The sequence below is a fragment of the Streptomyces sp. NPDC001108 genome, from assembly GCF_053598535.1.
Window position 1 is genome coordinate 120,564 of sequence record NZ_JBSFKL010000005.1, and the last position, 15,496, is coordinate 136,059.

Genomic DNA, 15,496 nt, shown 5'->3' on the forward strand with positions numbered 1-15,496 from the left:
CGGCCGCCGGCCCCGGCGGCCGTCTCGGGCACGAGCAGTGGAGGGGACAGCGACCATGCCGGCCGAAGAAAGCTCCGCAGGACCCCGTGAGGGCTGCCCACGGGGACCGTCGGCGACCCGTCGGGCCTCCGCCGCCCGGCCCCTGCTCGCGGGGGCCGGAGCGGCTGCCTGGGCCCCGCCCGGGCCCGCTCTGAGGGTCCGCTCGGCCACCGGCCCCCGGCGCCCCTCGGCGTCCCGCACCAAGGGGCGCTCCACCGGAGGCCCACGGCCCCCGCGCACGCCCCGGGGCGGCCTCCGGGGCGCGTACGAGCGGCTGTGCCGGGCCTGGGACCGGCCGCTGACCGCGTACTACCTGATCCTGGGCGCAGGGCTGCTGATCACCGTGCTCGGCCTGGTGATGGTCTACTCCGCCTCGATGATCAAGGCGCTGGAGCTGGACAAGCCGGGCAGCTTCTTCTTCCGCAAACAGTTCCTCGCCGCCGTCATCGGGGCCGGGCTGATGGCGCTCGCCACCCGGATGCCCACCAAACTGCACCGGGCGTGCGCCTACCCGCTGCTCATGGGCACCGTCTTCCTGATGGCGCTGGTCCAGGTGCCCGGCATCGGGATGTCGGTCAACGGCAACCAGAACTGGCTCTCCCTGGGCGGCCCCTTCCAGCTCCAGCCCAGCGAGTTCGGCAAGCTCGCCCTGATCCTGTGGGGAGCCGATCTGCTCGCCCGCAAACAGGAGAAGCGGCTGCTGGCGCAGTGGAAGCACCTGCTCGTGCCGCTGGTCCCGGGCGCCTTCATGCTGCTCGGACTGATCATGCTCGGCGGCGACATGGGCACCGCGATCATCCTCACCGCGATCCTGTTCGGGCTGCTCTGGCTGGCCGGGGCGCCCACCCGGCTCTTCGCCGGGGTGCTCGGCGTCGCCGCCCTCCTCGCCTTCGTACTGATCAAGACCAGCCCGAACCGGATGTCCCGGCTCGGATGCCTCGGCGCCAGCGAACCCGGACCGGGGGACTCCTGCTGGCAGGCGGTGCACGGCATCTATGCTCTGGCGTCCGGCGGATGGTTCGGTTCCGGACTTGGTGCAAGTGTGGAAAAATGGGGTCAACTGCCTGAACCGCACACCGACTTCATTTTCGCCATCACCGGGGAGGAACTGGGGCTGGCGGGGACGCTGTCGGTGCTCGCCCTCTTCGCGGCTCTAGGCTATGCGGGTATCCGCGTGGCCGGACGCACGGAGGACCCCTTCGTGAGGTACGCCGCGGGAGGTGTGACCACCTGGATCATGGCGCAGGCCGTGATCAACATCGGTGCGGTGCTCGGCCTGCTGCCGATCGCCGGTGTCCCGCTCCCGCTGTTCTCCTACGGAGGATCGGCCCTGCTGCCGACCATGTTCGCCGTCGGGCTGCTGATCGCGTTCGCGCGGGACGAACCCGCGGCGAAGGCGGCCCTGGCCGTGCGGAGGCCCGGGGTGAGTTGGAAGACGATGAGACGGCGCGTCAAGAAGCGTCCGTCCGGAGAGCGGTGAATTTCGGTGCATGTCGTACTCGCCGGTGGGGGGACCGCCGGCCACATCGAGCCCGCGCTTGCCCTCGCGGACGCCCTGCGCAGGCAGGACCCGACCGTGGGCATCACCGCCCTCGGCACGGAGCGCGGACTGGAGACCAGGCTCGTACCCGAGCGGGGGTACGAACTCGCCCTCATCCCGGCCGTACCACTGCCGCGCAAGCCCACCCCGGAGCTGATCACCGTCCCGGGCCGGCTGCGCGGCACCATCAAGGCCGCCGAGCAGGTCCTGGAACGCACCAGGGCGGACTGTGTCGTCGGCTTCGGCGGCTACGTCGCCCTGCCCGGCTACCTCGCCGCCAAGCGGGCCGGGGTGCCCATCGTCGTCCACGAGGCCAACGCCCGCCCCGGGCTGGCCAACAAGATCGGTTCGCGGTACGCGCACGGCGTCGCCGTCTCGACCCCGGACAGCAAGCTGCGCGGCGCCCGCTACATCGGCATCCCGCTGCGCCGCACCATCGCCACCCTGGACCGGGCCCGGGTCCGCCCCGAGGCGCGCGCCGCCTTCGGCCTCGACCCCAACCTGCCGACGCTGCTGGTCTCCGGCGGCTCGCAGGGCGCCCGCCATCTCAACGAGGTGGTCCAGCGGGTCGCCCCGCTGCTCCAGCGCTCCGGCATCCAGATCCTGCACGTGGTCGGCCCGAAGAACGAATTGCCGCGCGTCGACAACATGCCCGGGATGCCGCCCTACATCCCGGTACCGTACGTGGACCGGATGGATCTCGCGTACGCCGCGGCCGACATGATGCTCTGCCGGGCCGGCGCGATGACCGTCGCCGAACTCTCCGCCGTCGGGCTCCCCGCCGCCTACGTCCCGCTGCCGATCGGCAACGGTGAACAGCGGCTCAACGCCCAGCCGGTGGTCAACGCCGGCGGCGGTCTGCTGGTGGACGACGCGGCGCTCACCCCCGAGTGGGTGCAGGGCAACGTCCTCCCGGTGCTCGCGGATCCGCACCGGCTGTACGAGATGTCCCGCGCCGCCGCCGAGTTCGGCCGCCGGGACGCCGACGACCTGCTCGTCGGCATGGTGTACGAGGCGATCGCCGCACGCTGAGACGCGTACGGCCGACGGGTCCGGGGGCGGTGCCCCCGGACCCGGCATAAGGAGCGAGCGTGGCCGGACCGACGACCGCCCAGCGCGGATCAGCACAGCAGCAGCAGGAATCCCCGGCCCGCCCGCCGCAACCGCGTCGGCGCGTACTGCCCGGCCGTCGCACGCTGATCGTGGTCGGCGTACTGGTCGTGCTGCTCGTCTCCGGCACCGTCTGGGCGCTCTACGGCTCGAACTGGCTGCGGGTGGAGAAGGTCAGGACCACCGGCGTCGACGTGCTGAGCCGGGCCGAGGTGGAGGCCGCCGCCGCGGTTCCGGTCGGGTCCCCGCTGATCTCCGTGGACACCGACGCCATCGCCGCCCGGTTGCGCCAAAAGTTGCCTCGTATCGACTCCGTGGATGTCGTTCGGTCATGGCCGCACGGAATCGGACTTAAGGTGACGGAACGGCAGCCGGTTCTGCTCATCAAAAAGGGCACGAAGTTCATCGAAGTGGACGCGAAAGGCGTGCGTTTCGCCACGGTGGACCGCGCGCCCGGGCAGGTGCCGCTGCTGGAGCTCAAGCCCGAACGCTCCGCCAGCCTGCGCCGCTTCGGCGGCGACCGGCTGGTGCGGGAGGCGGTCCGGGTGGCGGGTGAACTGCCGCGCGGTGTCGCCGGGGAGACCCGGGTCGTACGGGTCGTCTCGTACGACTCGATCTCCCTGGAGCTCACCCGGGGGCGCACGGTTTTCTGGGGCAGTGGTGAAGGAGGTCCGGTGAAGACCAAGGTCCTCACCGCCCTCATGAAATCCGCCCCCAAAGCGGGACACTTCGACGTGAGTGCTCCCACCGCCCCGGCCGTGTCCGGCAGTTGACGCTCATCGGGCCTGGCCAGGACCCTGGTTGGTCATCGCTACGGGTGATCACATAGGGTGAAAAGAAAAACGGGAGGTTCGGCGTGTTCGTTGAACACGCGCCACTTGTCGACTTAGTGTCCTGTTCGGAAGAGTCCATGAAACAGACACACTGGTAACCCTAAACTTGAACGTTAGGGTTTGGGTCGGCGTTCCGGACCGTCCCCATCGGCATCCGTCGTCGCGGCGGTACATCCGCGAAGCGACGACACGTAACTCGAGGCGAGAGGCCTTCGACGTGGCAGCACCGCAGAACTACCTCGCAGTCATCAAGGTCATCGGTGTCGGCGGCGGTGGTGTCAATGCCATCAACCGAATGATCGAGGTCGGCCTCAAGGGCGTCGAGTTCATCGCGATCAACACGGATGCGCAAGCCCTGTTGATGAGCGACGCCGACGTCAAGCTCGACGTCGGCCGCGAACTCACCCGCGGACTCGGCGCCGGCGCCAACCCGGCAGTCGGTCGCAAGGCGGCAGAGGACCACCGTGAGGAGATCGAGGAGGTCCTCAAGGGGGCCGACATGGTCTTCGTCACCGCCGGCGAAGGCGGCGGCACCGGCACCGGCGGCGCGCCCGTCGTCGCCAACATCGCGCGCTCGCTGGGCGCCCTGACGATCGGTGTGGTCACCCGGCCGTTCACCTTCGAGGGCCGTCGGCGCGCGAACCAGGCGGAGGACGGCATCGCCGAGCTCCGCGAAGAGGTCGACACCCTCATCGTCATCCCCAACGACCGCCTGCTGTCCATCTCGGACCGTCAGGTCAGCGTCCTCGACGCCTTCAAGTCGGCGGACCAGGTCCTGCTCTCCGGCGTCCAGGGCATCACCGACCTGATCACCACCCCGGGTCTGATCAACCTCGACTTCGCCGACGTCAAGTCGGTCATGTCCGAGGCCGGATCGGCGCTCATGGGCATCGGTTCGGCGCGCGGCGACGACCGCGCGGTGGCCGCCGCGGAGATGGCGATCTCCTCGCCGCTCCTGGAGGCCTCCATCGACGGCGCCCGCGGGGTCCTGCTCTCCATCTCCGGCGGCAGCGACCTCGGTCTCTTCGAGATCAACGAGGCCGCCCAGCTGGTGAGCGAGGCGGCGCACCCGGAGGCGAACATCATCTTCGGCGCGGTCATCGACGACGCGCTGGGCGACGAGGTCCGGGTCACCGTGATCGCCGCGGGCTTCGACGGTGGACAGCCGCCGGCCCGCCGGGAGAACGTCCTGGGCACCAGCTCCGTCAAGCGCGAGGAGCCGGCCGCTCCGGTCCGGACCCCCGAGCCCGTGCGGCAGAGCGGCGGACTGGGCTCGGTGCCCACCCGTGAGGAGCCGTCGGCCCCGGCGGAGCCCGCACCGGCGGTGAGTGAGACCCACCTGCCGCCGATCGTGACGCCGCACGTCCCGCAGCCGACCCGTCCCTACCAGGACTCGCAGGCCGAAGAGCTGGACGTTCCGGACTTCTTGAAGTGATAGTCCAGCACCACGAACGGTCTTCGGCGGGCGGCGCCCACTTCTCCTTCACCGACCGGTGGGGAGGGGTGAGCGCCGCTCCGTACGATGAGCTCAACCTCGGCGGTGCGGTCGGCGACGATTCCGCCGCCGTTCTCACCAACCGCGAGCGCGCCGCCCGCGCCCTGGGCCTGGACCCGGCCCGGGTCGTCTGGATGAACCAGGTGCACGGGCGGGACGTCGCGGTCGTCGACGGCCCGTGGGGCGACGCGGCGGAGATCCCCGCGGTGGACGCGGTGGTGACCGCGCGCCGCGGACTTCCGCTCGCCGTGCTCACCGCCGACTGCACCCCCGTCCTGCTGGCCGACCCGGTCGCCGGGATCGTGGCGGCGGCGCACGCGGGCCGGCCCGGCCTGGTCGCCGGGGTCGTCCCCGCCGTGGTCGAGGCCATGGCGGGGCTCGGCGCCGAGGCATCCCGGATCGTCGCCCGTACCGGCCCGGCCGTCTGCGGGCGGTGCTACGAAGTCCCGGCCGGGATGCGCGCGGATGTCGCGCGGACCGTCCCGGCGGCCTGGTCCGAGACCAGCTGGGGCACCTCGGCCGTCGATGTCACCGCCGGGGTCCATGCCCAGTTGGAGGCGCTCGGCGTCGTGGACCGGCGGGCCTCGCCGGTCTGCACCCTCGAATCGGGCGATCATTTCTCGTACCGCCGCGACCGCGTCACCGGGCGGCTCGCCGGATATGTCTGGTTGGACGGATAGGGCATGACGGACCGTAAGGCTCAACTCGCCGAAAACCTGGCCCGGGTGGAGGAACGTATCTCTTCCGCCTGTACCGCCGCCGGCCGCGCGCGGGAAGAGGTGACGCTCATCGTCGTCACCAAGACGTATCCCGCGAGCGATGTGCGGATTCTGCATGAACTGGGTGTACGTCATGTCGCGGAGAACCGCGATCAGGATGCTTCGCCCAAGGCTGCGGAATGTGCGGATCTGTCGCTCACATGGCATTTTGTCGGTCAATTGCAGACGAACAAGGTTCGTTCCGTGGCCGGTTATGCCGACGTCGTGCAGTCGGTGGACCGGCTCCGACTCGTCACGGCGCTCTCGTCGGCCGCCGTGCGGCAGGGGCGCGAGCTGGGCTGTCTCGTCCAGGTCGCGCTGGACGCGGAGAGTGGCGCGCGGGGCGAGCGCGGCGGGGTCGCCCCGGACGGGATCGGGGAGTTGGCCGCCGCGGTGGCCGACGCGCCCGGGCTGCGGATCGACGGCCTGATGACCGTCGCACCGCTGGCCGGGCCGTATGCCGGACGGCAACGGGCGGCCTTCGACCGGCTGATGGAATTCTCATCCCGCCTGCGCCGGGACCATCCGGCTGCGAACATGGTCTCGGCGGGGATGAGCGCGGATCTGGAGGACGCGGTTGCGGCCGGGGCGACACATGTGCGCGTCGGTACGGCGGTACTCGGAGTCCGACCCGGGCTCGGGTAACGTCGCCAAGCAGGTCGGACCACAGCAGAAAATATGGTCATTCCCGCTCACGGCGGGCAGACCTCAGTGGATCGCGGGGCACTTGGTGACAGACGCCGATCCACCACAGAGCGGAGGACTCGGAGCATGGCCGGCGCGATGCGCAAGATGGCGGTCTACCTCGGCCTCGTGGAGGACGATGGGTACGACGGTCCGGGGTTCGACCCCGACGACGAATTCGAACCCGAGCCGGAGCCCGAGCGCGACCGGCGGCGGCAGCCCGCGCATCAGGAGCGGGAGCGCGAGGAGCCGGTGCGGGCGGTGCAGCCGCCCGCGCAGCGGGAGCCGGTGCAGATCCCGGCGGAACGAGAGCGACCCGCCCGGATCGCACCCGTGGCATCCATCACACCTGAACGCCCGAACATGGAGAAGAACGCACCGGTGATCATGCCCAAGGTCGTGTCCGAGCGGGAGCCCTACCGCATCACCACGCTGCACCCGAGGACCTACAACGAGGCCCGTACCATCGGGGAACACTTCCGTGAGGGCACTCCGGTGATCATGAATCTCACGGAGATGGACGACACGGACGCAAAGCGACTTGTCGACTTTGCCGCGGGACTCGTCTTCGGACTCCATGGCAGCATTGAGCGTGTGACGCAGAAGGTGTTCCTGTTGTCGCCTGCTAACGTCGATGTCACGGCGGAGGACAAGGCCCGCATCGCTGAGGGCGGATTCTTCAACCAGAGCTGAGAACACGACACCGGGAACAACCCCGGCCGCGAGGCCGGAGCTACGAGAGCCAGGGGAGAGGGAAGCACGAAATGGGCGTCGCAGTGCAGATTGTCTATGTCGCGCTGATGTGCTTCCTCATCGTGCTGATCTTCCGGCTGGTCATGGACTACGTCTTCCAGTTCGCGCGTTCATGGCAGCCAGGCAAGCCGATGGTGGTCATACTCGAGGCCACTTACACTGTCACCGATCCACCGCTCAAGCTCCTTCGGCGGCTCATCCCGCCGTTGCGTCTCGGGGGCGTGGCACTCGACCTGTCCTTCTTCGTTCTGATGATCATCGTCTACATCCTGATCAACCTTGTGACCAGGCTGTGAGCGATACGGTCTTGCCGACTGCCGACGACTACGTAGAGGTGAAGAAGAGATGCCGCTGACTCCCGAGGACGTGCGGAACAAGCAGTTCACGACCGTCCGCCTCCGAGAAGGCTATGACGAGGACGAGGTCGATGCCTTCCTCGACGAGGTCGAGTCCGAGCTGACCCGCCTGCTCCGTGAGAACGAGGACCTGCGCGCGAAGCTGGCCGCCGCCACGCGTGCCGCCGCGCAGAACCAGCAGCAGGGCATGCGCAAGCCGGAGCCGCAGGACCGGCCCGGGGCGCCTGTGCCCGCCGCCATATCGGGTCCGCCGGTCCAGCAGCAGCCGCCGCAGATGGGTCCGCCCCAGCTGCCCGGTGGTGCTCCGCAGCTGCCCGCCGGTCCCAGTGGTCACGGTCCTGGTCCCCAGGGCCCGCACGGCCCCGGTCCGCAGGGCCCGCACGGCCCCGGCCCGATGCAGGGCGGCCCCATGGGTGGCCCGATGGGCGGCCCCATGGGCGGTCACGCCCCGCAGCAGCAGATGCAGCAGATGCAGCCGCCGCAGATGCAGCAGCCCGGTCAGGGCCCCGGTGGCGACAGCGCCGCCCGTGTCCTCTCGCTCGCGCAGCAGACCGCCGACCAGGCGATCGCGGAGGCCCGTTCCGAGGCCAACAAGATCGTCGGCGAGGCCCGCAGCCGCGCCGAGGGTCTGGAGCGGGACGCCCGTGCCAAGGCCGACGCCCTGGAGCGGGACGCGCAGGAGAAGCACCGCGTGGCGATGGGCTCGCTGGAGTCGGCCCGCGCGACGCTGGAGCGCAAGGTCGAGGACCTGCGCGGCTTCGAGCGCGAGTACCGGACCCGCCTGAAGTCCTACCTGGAGAGCCAGCTGCGTCAGCTGGAGACCCAGGCGGACGACTCGCTGGCCCCGCCGCGGACCCCGGCGGCCGCTTCGCTGCCGCCGTCGCCCTCGCTGGCTCCGGCCGGTGCGGGTGCCATGGGCCACTCCATGGGTGGCAACCACGGCAGCCAGCCGATGGGCGGCGCCCCGTCCATGGGCGGAGCTCCCTCCTACGGTGGTCAGCAGCAGATGGCCCCGGCGATGACCCAGCCGATGGCACCGGTGCGGCCGCAGGCGCCGCAGCCGATGCAGCAGGCCCCTTCGCCGATGCGCGGCTTCCTGATCGACGAGGACGACAACTGAGCCCGGTGCGCGCGCTGAGCGCGTAGCCGTCGGCAGGCTGAGGGCCGGGCCCCGGGGATTCCCCGGGGCCCGGCCCTTTCGCATGCGCCGTGGCGGGGCCGACGGGGGCCGGGTACGGCGAGGGGCCCGCCCGGAAGCGATCCGGACGGGCCCCTCGCGATGCGGGTGGGGCGGCTTACCGCTCCGTCTTCCGCAGCCGGAACGTCAGGGCCAGGCCCTCGTCCTCGAACGGCTCGCCGTACGTCCCGTCCGCCTCGCCCTGCGCGTAGTCCAGGGCCAGCACCTCGTCCGCGATCAGGGTCGCGTGCTCGGTCAGCGCCTCGGCCGTGGCCTCGGAGGAGGACGACCAGCGGACGGCGATGCGGTCGGCGACGTCCAGGCCGCTGTTCTTGCGGGCCTCCTGGATCAGCCGGATCGCGTCACGGGCCAGGCCCGCGCGCCGCAGCTCCGGCGTGATCTCCAGGTCCAGGGCGACGGTGGCGCCCGGGTCGGAGGCGACCGACCAACCCTCGCGCGGGGTCTCGGTGATGATGACCTCGTCGGGGGCGAGGGTGACCGTCTCCCCGTCCACCTCGACCGAGGCCGTGCCTTCGCGCAGCGCGAGCGAGAGGGCCGCCGCGTCCGCGTTCGCGACCGCCTTGGCGACCGCCTGGACGCCCTTGCCGAAGCGCTTGCCGAGCGCCCGGAAGTTGGCCTTCGCCACCGTGTCGACCAGCGAACCGCCGACCTCGGAGAGGGAGGCCAGCGAGGAGACGTTCAGCTCCTCGGTGATCTGGGCGCGCAGTTCGGGGGAGAGCGCCTCGAAACCGCTCGCCGCCACCAGGGCCCGCGACAGCGGCTGGCGGGTCTTGACGCCGGACTCGGCGCGGGTGGCCCGGCCCAGCTCGACCAGGCGGCGGACCAGCGCCATCTGCGCGGAGAGCGCCGGGTCGCTCGCCGCCGGGTCGGCCTTCGGCCAGCCGGCCAGGTGCACCGACTCGGGGGCGTCCGGGGTGACCGGGACGACGAGGTCCTGCCAGACCCGCTCGGTGATGAACGGGGTGAGCGGGGCCATCAGCCGGGTCACCGTCTCGACGACCTCGTGCAGGGTGCGCAGCGCGGCCTTGTCGCCCTGCCAGAAGCGGCGGCGCGAGCGGCGCACGTACCAGTTGGAGAGGTCGTCGACGAAGGCGGACAGCAGCTTGCCGGCGCGCTGGGTGTCGTATCCCTCCAGGGCCTGCGTGACCTGGTCGACCAGGGTGTTCAGCTCGCTCAGCAGCCAGCGGTCCAGGACCGTGCGGTCCGCCGGGGCCGGGTCGGCCGCGGACGGCGCCCAGTCGGACGTGCGGGCGTAAAGGGCCTGGAAGGCGACCGTGTTCCAGTAGGTGAGGAGCGTCTTGCGAACGACTTCCTGGATGGTGCCGTGGCCGACGCGGCGGGCCGCCCAGGGGGAGCCGCCGGCGGCCATGAACCAGCGCACCGCGTCGGCGCCGTGCTGGTCCATGAGCGGGATGGGCTGGAGGATGTTGCCCAGGTGCTTGGACATCTTGCGGCCGTCCTCGGCGAGGATGTGGCCCAGGCACACCACGTTCTCGTAACTGGACTTGTCGAAGACCAGGGTGCCGACCGCCATCAGCGTGTAGAACCAGCCGCGGGTCTGGTCGATCGCCTCCGAGATGAACTGCGCCGGGTAGCGGGACTCGAAGAGCTCCTTGTTCTTGTACGGGTAGCCCCACTGCGCGAACGGCATCGAGCCCGAGTCGTACCAGGCGTCGATGACCTCGGGGACGCGGTACGCCTCCAGTTGGCAGTTCTCGTGGGAGCAGGTGAACGTGACCTCGTCGATGAACGGGCGGTGCGGGTCCAGCCCCGAGAGGTCGGTGCCGGTCAGCTCGCCCAGCTCGGCGCGGGAGCCCACGCACGTCAGGTGGCCGTCCTCGCAGCGCCAGATGGGCAGCGGGGTGCCCCAGTAGCGGTTGCGGGACAGGGCCCAGTCGACGTTGTTGGTCAGCCAGTCGCCGAAGCGGCCGTGCTTGACCGAGTCCGGGAACCAGTTGGTCTTCTCGTTCTCCTGGAGCAGCCGCTCCTTGACCGCGGTCGTGCGGATGTACCAGGACGGCTGCGCGTAGTAGAGCAGCGCGGTGTGGCAGCGCCAGCAGTGCGGGTAGCTGTGCTCGTACGGGACGTGCCGGAAGAGCCTGCCCCGGGCGTCCAGGTCCTCGGTGAGGATCTCGTCGGCCTTCTTGAAGAAGACCCCGCCGACCAGCGGCAGCGCCTCCTCGAAGGTGCCGTCGGGGCGGACCGGGTTCACCACCGGGAGGCCGTACGCCTTGCAGACCAGGAGGTCGTCGGCGCCGAAGGCGGGGGACTGGTGGACCAGACCCGTGCCGTCCTCGGTGGTCACGTACTCGGCGTTGACGACGTAGTGCGCCTCGGCGGGGAAGTCGACCAGCTCGAAGGGGCGCTCGTAGTTCCAGCGCTCCATCTCGCGGCCGGTGAAGGTCTCGCCGGTGGTCTCCCACCCCTCGCCCAGGGCCTTCTCGACGAGCGGCTGGGCGACGACCAGCTTCTCCTCGCCGTTGGTCGCGACGACGTAGGTGACCTCGGGGTGGGCGGCCACGGCGGTGTTGGAGACCAGCGTCCAGGGGGTGGTCGTCCAGACCAGCAGCGAGGCGGTGCCGGCGAGCGGGCCGGAGGTGAGCGGGAAGCGGACGAAGACCGAGGGGTCGACGACCGTCTCGTAGCCCTGGGCCAGCTCGTGGTCGGAGAGGCCGGTGCCGCAGCGGGGGCACCAGGGGGCGACCCGGTGGTCCTGGACCAGCAGGCCCTTGTTGAAGATCTCCTTCAGCGACCACCACACCGACTCGACGTACTCGGGGTCCATCGTGCGGTACGCGTCGTCGAGGTCGACCCAGTAGCCCATCCGGGTCGTGAGCTCGGTGAACGCGTCGGTGTGCCGGGTCACGGACTCGCGGCACTTGGCGTTGAACTCGGCGATGCCGTACGCCTCGATGTCCTTCTTGCCGTTGAAGCCCAGTTCCTTCTCGACCGCGAGCTCGACCGGCAGGCCGTGGCAGTCCCAGCCGGCCTTGCGGGCCACGTGGTAGCCCTGCATGGTGCGGAAGCGGGGGAAGACGTCCTTGAAGACGCGGGCCTCGATGTGGTGGGCGCCCGGCATGCCGTTGGCGGTGGGCGGGCCCTCGTAGAAGACCCACTCGGGGCGGCCCTCGGACTGTTCGAGGCTCTTGGCGAAGACCTTGTTGTCGCGCCAGAAATCGAGCACGGTGTGCTCCAGCGCGGGCAGGTCGACCTGGGCGGGTACCTGGCGGTACTGCGGCGATGTCATGGGCGGACTTCCTCCGGCGGACGTTTTCCACTTCCGTCGGAGGGACGAGGGCCTCGTCGGCTCCCGCGGTACCACCCTCCTTGGCCCCGGGCATGCGCCCGTTGCCCCCTCATTGGGGTCGCGAGGCCGGTTCTACTTGCCGTGCGGCGTTCTTCCGGCGGCTCCGGGTGATCTTCACGACGCGCTCGCCCCCGGGCTTCCACCGTCCCCGGGTCGCTCCTGGCTGCGTACGACGCTACTCGTCCCATCCACGCCTCTCGCTGGCCCCAGTGTACGGGCCCGTGCGGGCGGGGGCCGACCGGATTTTCCGGGGGCCCGGACATGACCCGAATGGTCCGGTGCCGGGGCGCGGGGTCCGGAGGGCGGATTACCCGCCGGTGAGCTGGGCACAACGGATGGGGGCGGGGCGGACCGAGGGCGTGGGGAGGGGTGGTTCGGCGGCGTGCCCCGTTGCCGCGGCGCTGGGGCCGATTTATCGTCCCAGCACGATTCGCGTGCAAGATCACAATATGTGAAGGGGCCGCGGCCATGGTGGCGAAGAAGACCGCCGCAGAGAAGACGGCGTCGACCGGGTCCACGGGCGCGGCGGCCGGGAGCAAGAGCGCGGCGAAGCGGTCCGCGGCCGGGGAACCGACGGCCCGCAAGGCGTCGGCGAAGAAGGCGGCCGCGAGGAAGAGCACGCCGGGGAAGGCGTCGAAGAAGGCCGCGCCCGCGGCCGAGGAGGCGGCCGCAGCCGCCGGAAAGACGGGAGACCACACGGTGGCAGCCAAGAAGAGCGCGGCCCGGACCCGTACGGCCGGTACGGACACGGCGCCCGTCCCCCCGGCCCGCGGGGTCGTCCCCGGCGAGCTGGCGGTCCGGCCCGGCGAGGATCCCTGGACCCCGGAGGAGGTCGCCGAGGCGCGTGCCGTGCTCAGCAGCGAGGCCCTGCGGCTGCGCAGCGAGCTGGAGGCCGCCGGTGCCGCCCTCGCCGGCCTGATGCGCGACTCCGGCGACGGGGCGGGCGACGACGAGGCGGACACCGGCACCAAGAACATCACCCGCGAGCACGAGATGTCGCTCGCCGCCAACGCCCGGGAGATGCTGGACCAGACCGAGCGGGCCCTGGCCCGGCTCGACGCCGGGACGTACGGGCTCTGCGAGATCTGCGGCAAGCCGATCGGCAAGGCGCGGATGCAGGCGTTCCCGCGTGCCACGCTCTGTGTCGAGGACAAGCAGAAGCAGGAGCGACGCGGCTGATCCGCGGCGGTGTGCCGTACCCTCGTCCTCAGTCAGGAACCTAGGTCGAGGGGCTCACGTGGCAGAGGCGGAGCGCATCATCGGTACGCCGGACATCCCCGATGCTGCGGGGACCGAGGGGGACGGGGACGCGGAGCGGTCCGAGGCACGGGCCGGTGAGGCCGCTCCGGCCCGGGGCCGGCGGAAGATCATGGCGCTGGCCGTCGTGGCCGTCCTCGCCTACCTCCTCGACCTGATCAGCAAGATGATCGTGGTCGCCAAGCTGGAGCACCACGAGCCGGTGAAGGTCATCGGCGACTGGCTCCAGTTCACCGCGATCCGCAACTCCGGTGCCGCGTTCAGCATGGGCGAGGCGTACACGGTCATCTTCACCTGCATCGCGGCGGTGGTGATCGTCGTGATCTCCCGGCTCGCCCGCAAGCTCTACAGCCTGCCCTGGGCCATCGCGCTCGGGCTGCTGCTCGGCGGCGCGCTCGGCAACCTCACCGACCGGATCTTCCGGTCGCCGGGCGTCTTCCGGGGCGCGGTGGTGGACTTCATCGCGCCGGCGCACTTCGCCGTGTTCAACCTCGCCGACTCCGCGATCTGCTGCGGCGGCGTCCTGATCGTGATCCTCTCCTTCAAGGGCCTGGACCCCGACGGGACCGTGCACAAGGACTGAGCGGTCCAAGGCATACTCGACAGGTGAGTACGTATCCCGAGGTCCGCACGCTGCCCGTACCCGACGGCCTGGAGGGCGAGCGCGTCGACGCCGCCATCTCCCGCATGTTCGGCTTCTCCCGCACCAAGGCCGCCGAACTGGCGGCCTCGGGGAAGGTGCAGGTGGACGGCTCGGTGGTCGGGAAGTCCGAGCGGGTGCGGGGCGGTGCCTGGCTGGAGGTCGAGATGCCGCAGGCCGCCGCTCCGGTGCAGATCGTCGCCGAGCCCGTCGAGGGCATGGAGATCGTCCACGACGACGACGACATCGTCGTGATCGTGAAGCCGGTCGGCGTCGCGGCCCATCCCAGCCCCGGCTGGACGGGCACGACCGTCATCGGGGGTCTGGCCGCCGCCGGGTACCGGATCTCCACCTCCGGCGCCGCCGAGCGCCAGGGCATCGTCCACCGCCTGGACGTCGGCACCTCCGGCCTGATGGTCGTCGCCAAGTCCGAGCGGGCCTACACGCTGCTGAAGGCGCAGTTCCGCGACCGGGTCGTGGAGAAGAAGTACAACGCGCTGGTGCAGGGCCATCCCGACCCGATGAGCGGCACCATCGACGCCCCCATCGGGCGCCACCCCAACCACGACTACAAGTGGGCCGTCACGGCCGAGGGCAAGCCCTCCGTGACCCACTACGACCTCATCGAGGCGTACCGCTCCGCCAGCCTCCTGGACATCAAGCTGGAGACCGGCCGCACCCACCAGATCCGGGTGCACATGGCCGCCCACCGGCACCCCTGCGTCGGTGACCTCACCTACGGCGCCGACCCGACGATGGCCAAGCGCCTCGGCCTGACCCGGCAGTGGCTGCACGCCGTCCGGCTCGGCTTCGAGCACCCGTCCGACGGGAGCTGGGTGGAGTTCGGCAGCGACTACCCCGCCGACCTCCAGCACGCCCTGGACACCATCGCGGCGGAGAGCCGGTGACCACCGGTCCGGAGCCGTTCACCACCCGTACCGCCGTCGGGGAGCAGGATCTGGCGGCCTGCTTCCAGGTCCGCAAGGAGGTCTTCGTCGGCGAGCAGGAGGTGCCGGAGGAGATCGAGTACGACGCGTACGACGCGGGCGCCCTGCATGTGCTGGCCGTCGCGGCGGACGGCGGTCCGCTGGGCACCGGCCGGCTGCTGCACGGCCCCGCGGCCGCGGCGAGGACCGGCGGCGACGCCGGGGTCGGCTCGCTCGGCAGGCTCGCGGTGATCAGGGCCGCGCGCGGCCTCGGGGTCGGCGCGGCGCTGGTGCGGGCGATCGAGGACGCGGCCCGCGGGCTGGGTCTGGACGCCGTGGACCTGCACGCCCAGACCCATGCCCTCGGCTTCTACGAGCGCCTCGGCTACGTGGCGTACGGCCCCGAGTTCCCGGACGCGGGCATGCCGCACCGGGCGATGCGCCGCACCCTGCGGGACTGACCGGGCGCCGGCCCGGCTCTTCCCGTGGCGGCGTCACCGACCCCGCGGACATCGGAGGAGTGACGGTCGCGGGGTGGGGACGAGGGGGGTGTTGTCTGGATTGCCCAGCTTGCGTGACAGGCTGTGGTCCCCGTCCGTC

Annotated in this window: 14 protein-coding genes; 13 read left to right on the forward strand and 1 reads right to left on the reverse strand. The window is 71.0% G+C overall.

Features of this window, described 5'->3' with window-relative positions:
- Window positions 1-55: 55 nt before the first annotated feature.
- From ftsW to ACWC97_RS14000, 9 genes are all read left to right on the forward strand, one after another.
- Window positions 56-1,519 carry a putative lipid II flippase FtsW gene (gene ftsW / locus ACWC97_RS13960; protein ID WP_450649358.1) on the forward strand — a complete coding sequence of 488 codons (1,464 nt, stop codon included), beginning with the start codon at window positions 56-58 and terminating at the stop codon, window positions 1,517-1,519.
- A 6-nt stretch (window positions 1,520-1,525) separates the two neighbouring features.
- Window positions 1,526-2,611: an undecaprenyldiphospho-muramoylpentapeptide beta-N-acetylglucosaminyltransferase gene (gene murG, locus ACWC97_RS13965; RefSeq protein ID WP_352274901.1), complete on the forward strand. Its 1,086-nt coding sequence runs from the start codon at window positions 1,526-1,528 to the stop codon at window positions 2,609-2,611.
- Window positions 2,612-2,670: 59 nt separating this feature from the next.
- Window positions 2,671-3,462: a cell division protein FtsQ/DivIB gene (locus tag ACWC97_RS13970; protein ID WP_450649360.1), complete on the forward strand. Its 792-nt coding sequence runs from the start codon at window positions 2,671-2,673 to the stop codon at window positions 3,460-3,462.
- A 277-nt stretch (window positions 3,463-3,739) separates the two neighbouring features.
- Entirely contained in the window at window positions 3,740-4,957 is a 1,218-nt protein-coding gene (gene ftsZ, locus ACWC97_RS13975; protein ID WP_392278775.1) for a cell division protein FtsZ, read from the forward strand.
- Window positions 4,954-5,697, forward strand: coding sequence for a peptidoglycan editing factor PgeF (pgeF, locus tag ACWC97_RS13980; RefSeq protein ID WP_450649362.1), 744 nt, complete (start codon window positions 4,954-4,956; stop codon window positions 5,695-5,697). Before ftsZ ends, pgeF begins: the two co-directional genes overlap by 4 nt.
- A 3-nt stretch (window positions 5,698-5,700) precedes the next feature.
- Window positions 5,701-6,420, forward strand: coding sequence for a YggS family pyridoxal phosphate-dependent enzyme (locus ACWC97_RS13985; RefSeq protein WP_352274905.1), 720 nt, complete (start codon window positions 5,701-5,703; stop codon window positions 6,418-6,420).
- A 126-nt stretch (window positions 6,421-6,546) separates the two neighbouring features.
- On the forward strand, window positions 6,547-7,152 hold the full coding sequence (locus ACWC97_RS13990) for a cell division protein SepF (protein ID WP_352274906.1): 606 nt from the start codon (window positions 6,547-6,549) through the stop codon (window positions 7,150-7,152).
- A gap of 71 nt (window positions 7,153-7,223) precedes the next feature.
- Window positions 7,224-7,508: a YggT family protein gene (locus ACWC97_RS13995; RefSeq protein ID WP_352274907.1), complete on the forward strand. Its 285-nt coding sequence runs from the start codon at window positions 7,224-7,226 to the stop codon at window positions 7,506-7,508.
- 49 nt (window positions 7,509-7,557) lie between these two features.
- Window positions 7,558-8,688 (forward strand): DivIVA domain-containing protein, encoded by a 1,131-nt coding sequence (locus tag ACWC97_RS14000; RefSeq protein ID WP_352274908.1) that lies wholly within the window; start codon window positions 7,558-7,560, stop codon window positions 8,686-8,688.
- A 175-nt stretch (window positions 8,689-8,863) separates the two neighbouring features.
- Here the strand turns inward: ACWC97_RS14000 and ileS are convergent, their stop codons facing one another.
- On the reverse strand, window positions 8,864-12,013 hold the full coding sequence (gene ileS / locus ACWC97_RS14005) for an isoleucine--tRNA ligase (protein ID WP_450649365.1): 3,150 nt from the start codon (window positions 12,011-12,013) through the stop codon (window positions 8,864-8,866).
- Window positions 12,014-12,541: 528 nt separating this feature from the next.
- On the opposite strand from ileS, the gene ACWC97_RS14010 reads away from it, so the two are divergent.
- The 4 genes from ACWC97_RS14010 to ACWC97_RS14025 are packed head-to-tail and all read left to right on the forward strand — an operon-like array spanning window position 12,542 to window position 15,357.
- The gene (locus tag ACWC97_RS14010; protein ID WP_352274910.1) at window positions 12,542-13,252 is read left to right on the forward strand and encodes a TraR/DksA family transcriptional regulator; all 711 of its coding nucleotides are present in this window, start codon (window positions 12,542-12,544) and stop codon (window positions 13,250-13,252) included.
- Between the two features lie 58 nt (window positions 13,253-13,310).
- Window positions 13,311-13,913, forward strand: coding sequence for a signal peptidase II (gene lspA / locus ACWC97_RS14015; protein WP_450649368.1), 603 nt, complete (start codon window positions 13,311-13,313; stop codon window positions 13,911-13,913).
- 23 nt (window positions 13,914-13,936) lie between these two features.
- Window positions 13,937-14,878: an RluA family pseudouridine synthase gene (locus ACWC97_RS14020; RefSeq protein ID WP_352274912.1), complete on the forward strand. Its 942-nt coding sequence runs from the start codon at window positions 13,937-13,939 to the stop codon at window positions 14,876-14,878.
- Window positions 14,875-15,357, forward strand: a complete 483-nt coding sequence (locus ACWC97_RS14025) for a GNAT family N-acetyltransferase (protein WP_352274913.1) — start codon at window positions 14,875-14,877, stop codon at window positions 15,355-15,357. The genes ACWC97_RS14020 and ACWC97_RS14025 overlap by 4 nt, the downstream gene beginning before the upstream one ends.
- Window positions 15,358-15,496 lie beyond the last annotated feature (139 nt).

Coding starts and splice junctions, on each gene's coding strand:
- ACWC97_RS14010 (WP_352274910.1), top strand. CDS start 12,542: ATGGTGGCGAAGAAGACCGCCGCAGAGAAGACGGCGTCGACCGGGTCC.
- ftsW (WP_450649358.1), top strand. CDS start 56: ATGCCGGCCGAAGAAAGCTCCGCAGGACCCCGTGAGGGCTGCCCACGG.
- ACWC97_RS14000 (WP_352274908.1), top strand. CDS start 7,558: ATGCCGCTGACTCCCGAGGACGTGCGGAACAAGCAGTTCACGACCGTC.
- ACWC97_RS13985 (WP_352274905.1), top strand. CDS start 5,701: ATGACGGACCGTAAGGCTCAACTCGCCGAAAACCTGGCCCGGGTGGAG.
- ACWC97_RS13995 (WP_352274907.1), top strand. CDS start 7,224: ATGGGCGTCGCAGTGCAGATTGTCTATGTCGCGCTGATGTGCTTCCTC.
- ACWC97_RS13990 (WP_352274906.1), top strand. CDS start 6,547: ATGGCCGGCGCGATGCGCAAGATGGCGGTCTACCTCGGCCTCGTGGAG.
- ileS (WP_450649365.1), bottom strand. CDS start 12,013: ATGACATCGCCGCAGTACCGCCAGGTACCCGCCCAGGTCGACCTGCCC.